Genomic DNA, 2,412 nt, shown 5'->3' on the forward strand with positions numbered 1-2,412 from the left:
GCGGACCGCCCCGGGGGGAGGGGCACGGTCCTGGACGCCCTCACCTACGCGGGCAATCGCGCCTCGCTCGCGCCGGTCGAGCAGCACATCGATTTCGTGCACGGCGACATCGCCGATCTGGACCTGGTCGACGAACTGGTCAGCGGCGTGGACGCGGTGGTGCATTTCGCCGCCGAGTCGCACAACGACAACTCGCTGGCCGAGCCGTGGCCGTTCGTGCAGACCAACATCATCGGCACCTACTCGCTGTTGCAGGCGGTGCGCCGCTACGACGTGCGCTACCACCACGTCTCCACCGACGAGGTCTACGGCGACCTGGCCGCCGACGAGCCCGCGTTCACCGAGACCACCGCCTACAACCCGTCCAGCCCGTACTCGGCCACCAAGGCCGCCAGCGACATGCTGGTGCGGGCCTGGACGCGCTCGTTCGGCATCCGCGCCACGTTGTCGAACTGCTCCAACAACTACGGGCCCTACCAGCACGTGGAGAAGTTCATCCCGCGCCAGATCACCAACCTGATCGACGGCGTGCGTCCCCGCCTCTACGGCGCGGGCCACCAGGTCAGGGACTGGATCCACGTGCACGACCACAACCGGGCGGTCTGGGACGTGCTGGAGCGCGGCCGCATCGGCCAGACCTACCTGATCGGCGCGGACGGCGAACTCGACAACCGCACCGTGGTCGGCATGCTGCTCGAGGAGTTCGGGCGCGACCCCGACGATTTCGACCACGTCACCGACCGGCCAGGCCACGACCAGCGCTACGCCATCGACGCCACCCGGCTGCGCGCCGAACTCGGCTGGCAGCCGCGCTACGCCGACTTCCGGGCGGGCCTGGCCGCCACCGTCGCCTGGTACCGGGACAACGAGGACTGGTGGCGCCCGCACAAGGAGGCCACCGAGAAGGCCTACGCCGCCGCGGGCGAACGCACGCTCACCGCCCCCGGCGAATGACCACGACCCCCCGCCGGGCGGGGCCCGCTCAGCCCCAGACGATCGAGTGGTACTTGACCACGGTGGCCACCAGCGCCAGCGTCGTCGCCGAGACGATCACGATCGCGGGCCCGGCCACCGGGGTGCGGCCACGCTCGTCGGTGAGCCGCAGCGGCATCCAGCGCAGCAGCGTGACCAGCCCGAGCAGCGCCAGCGGGACGAAGTAGCGGCCCTGCACGCCGTCGATGATGTAGTAGCCGACCGGCGTGAACGACATGTACAGCGTCACATAGATCATCGCCACGCTGGCCGCCACGGTCAGCGCGATCAGCCAGGTGCGCAGGCGGTCCGCCGACACCGGGTCCATCCGGTCGCCGATGCCGACGCTCACCGCCAGCGCCAGCAGGCAGGCCAGCACGGTCAGCGCGGGCACCTCGATGTAGGCGAAGCCGAGTTCGCCGAAGAACTGGGTGAACCACAACTGGTCGCGGTAGATCAGGCTGTCGCGGAACACGCCGAGGAAGCCGATCGGGTCGCCGAGGATCTCGCCGAGCTGCTCGTCCGGCTTCACCGTGTACCACTGGTGCGGCGGGCGCATGAGGCTCATGCCGTCGCCGGTCGGCGCGGCGATCGACATCCACGCCAGGAAGGACACTCCGCCGACGCAGGCGAACGCCCACGGCACCAGCCGCCGCCAGTCGAAACCGCGCTCGGCGACGCCGCCGAAGAAGGCGAACCGGCGCACCGGCACCAGCACGATCAGCATGGCCAGCAGCACGTAGGTCGGCTTGCTCAGCGGCAGCAGCAGGGTGGCGGCCAGGTAGGCCACCGTCTCCGGCTTGGTGTACGCCCTGCCCAGGAACAGGCCCTTGACCAGCAGCGCCGACACCAGCAGCGCCAGCGCGTTGGTCATGGTGTCGGCGGTGACGGTGCCCGCCTGGAAGACCGCGATCGGCAGCACCGCCACGGTCAGCGCCAGCCACTGCACCCGGTGGCGGCGCAGCGTGTACAGCGCGAAGCCGCCGACCAGCAGATAGCCGAAAAGACCGGACAGCCTGGTCAGCAGCACGGTGTCGCCGACGTCGAGCCCGAGCGCCTCGGCGGTCCTGATGCCGATCGCGGCGGGCACATAGGCCACGGGGGAGTAGGCGGCGGTGTTGGTGAACCACACCGCGGTCGTCTCCTCGCCGGGCTCGGCCGCGCGCAGGCGCTCGTAGACCATCGGATCGGCGACCATCGGGTCCGGCTCGCCCGGGTTGTTCGTGTAGTCGTCGAGCGCGTAGCCCATCAGCTCGTCGAACTCGACGGGTTCCACGTCTCCGTAGGCCACGCCGCGCTCGTCGTCGATCTCGGTGGGCAGTAAGCCGCCGTGCGCCACCTGGTAGGCGCGACCGAACTGGGTGATCTCGTCGTGGCCCCAGAACGGCGGGGTGATCACGCTGAACACCGCGCCGAACAGGCCAGCGAGCACCACGAACG

General features: G+C 70.1%; 2 protein-coding genes. One reads left to right on the forward strand and one right to left on the reverse strand.

Features of this window, described 5'->3' with window-relative positions; genetic code table 11:
* Positions 1–954 (forward strand): dTDP-glucose 4,6-dehydratase (gene rfbB, locus QH283_RS20805; RefSeq protein ID WP_280504652.1); only part of this gene is annotated, 954 nt, incomplete at its 5' end.
* Positions 955–982: 28 nt separating this feature from the next.
* On the opposite strand, the gene QH283_RS20810 is transcribed toward rfbB, so the two are convergent.
* On the reverse strand, positions 983–2,412 hold a 1,430-nt coding region (locus QH283_RS20810), incomplete at its 5' end, for a DUF2142 domain-containing protein (protein ID WP_280504653.1).

The organism is Nocardia farcinica, from assembly GCF_029867845.1.
In the GTDB taxonomy this organism is placed as follows: domain Bacteria; phylum Actinomycetota; class Actinomycetes; order Mycobacteriales; family Mycobacteriaceae; genus Nocardia; species Nocardia farcinica_A.